The 1,877-nt window shown below is 70.7% G+C and carries 1 protein-coding gene; it reads right to left on the bottom strand.

Translation table 11 applies throughout. The features are described from left to right. The coding region (locus tag ABZ842_RS38775) for an acyltransferase domain-containing protein (RefSeq protein WP_361548577.1) at nucleotides 1-1,820 on the bottom strand (1,820 nt) is incomplete at its 3' end. Between the last annotated feature and the right edge of the window lie 57 nt (nucleotides 1,821-1,877).

Below are 1,877 nucleotides of genomic sequence, written 5' to 3'. Positions count from 1 at the left end.
GTGACGGCGCCGCGGGTCAACACCCACAGACGAGCACTCGCCTGATCCACCACGGCCTGCATCACCGCCACCACCGACGCCAACCCAGCAGACAGAACCGACTGCCCTCCGTCGACCCCGGCCGGCAGATACGCAACGTGCTCCGCACCCGCCAACAGCTCCGCCACACCCTCCCGATCCGGGGCAGTGGGCAGAGTGCGCACGTCGACCTTCGCCCCGGCCTGCTCCAACGCCTGCCGTACGCGCACGACCTCGCCGTCGTCGTGGCACAACAGCAGCCACCGCCGCGCCAACCCACCAGCCTGCTGAACCCCCAACGGCGTCCAACCCACCCGATAACGCCAACTGTCACTCTTCACAACCGCAGCCGGCGCAACCACGGGGGCATCCAACCAATAGCGCTGGCGTTGGAACGCATACGTCGGCAACGCCACCGGCTCCACAACGGGCAGCAACTCGCGCCAGACGACCGGCAGCCCGCCAGCCCAGGCCGCACCCAAGGCGGTCAGTAGCTGTGCCTGTTCGGGCTGGTCGCGGCGGAGGGTGTGCAAGACCCGGCCGTCCGTGACGGACTGCTCCAACGCCAGCGAGAGCACCGGATGCGGGCCGACCTCCAGGAACACCTGCGGGCCCTCGTCCTGCAAATGCCGTACCGCGTCGGCGAACTGCACCGGCTCCCGCAGGTTCCGGTACCAGTACTCCGCCCCCAACTCACCGGGCTGTGCCTCCTGGCCCGTCACCGTGGACACCAGCACCGGCCCCGAGGTCCCCGAGGCGTCGGCCAGATCGACGACCCCGGCCAAATCGGCGCGCAGTTGCTCCTCCACCGCTTCCACTTGCGCGTGGTGGGAGGCGTAGTCCACGTCGATCTGCCGAGCCCGCACACCTGCCCCGTCCAGCCGTGCGCACAGCGCGGCAACCTCGTCCGGCGGGCCGCTGACCACGATTTGACTCGGAGCGTTGATCGCCGCCACTGAGACACCCGGGGTCAGGTGCTCCTCCGCCGCCTCCGGGTCGAGCCCGATGGACGCCATCGCGCCGTGGCCGGCCAGGCTCCGCAGCGCGCGCGACCGCAAGGCCACGATGCGAGCCCCGTCCTCCAGGCTCAACCGGCCCGCCACGACCGCCGCCGCAATCTCACCTTGGGAGTGGCCGACCACCGCGTCCGGCTCGACGCCGGCATCACGCCACACCCCTGCCAGCGACACCATCACCGCCCACAACACAGGCTGCACCACATCAACCCGCCCCAACCACGCCTCATCGGAGCCGGTCAACACCTCCGACAACGACCAGTCGACGAACGGCGCCAGCGCCTCTTCGCACGCACTCATGTGCTTGGCGAACACCGGCCAGGACGCGAGGAGTTCACGGCCCATGCCGAGCCACTGACCACCCTGACCCGGGAAGACAAACACCACACCCGCGTCGGTCCGCGCCCGCGGAGGCTGACCTTCAGCGGCGAGCGCCTCCAGGGCGGCCAGCAACTCATCGGCGTTCGACCCGACGACCACGGCCCGGTCCTCCAGACCGGCCCGCCCCGCCAACCCAGTTGCAACGCCCGCGAGCCAGCCACGATCAGCCGTACCAGTCGCCTGCCGGGCCCGTACGAAACTCGCCAACTGCGCCGCCTGCCCGCGCAGACCCGCATCACCGCGACCGGACACCACCCACGGCAGCGGACCAGGGACCTCCGAAGCCGCTGCGGACCGGGGCTCCAGGGCCGGCGGCTCTTCCAGGATCACGTGGGCGTTGGTGCCGCTGACGCCGAACGCGGAGACTCCGGCTCGGCGCGGGTGGCCGTTGCGCTCCCACGACACCGGCTCCGTCAAGAGTCGTACTTCGCCAGCCGACCAATCCACGTGCGGCGACGGCTC

Source organism: Streptomyces sp. NPDC047315, from assembly GCF_040643215.1.
In the GTDB taxonomy this organism is placed as follows: Bacteria; Actinomycetota; Actinomycetes; order Streptomycetales; family Streptomycetaceae; genus Streptomyces.
Note: the sequence above shows the minus strand (reverse complement) of the source record. Positions and strands in the feature narration are given on the sequence as shown.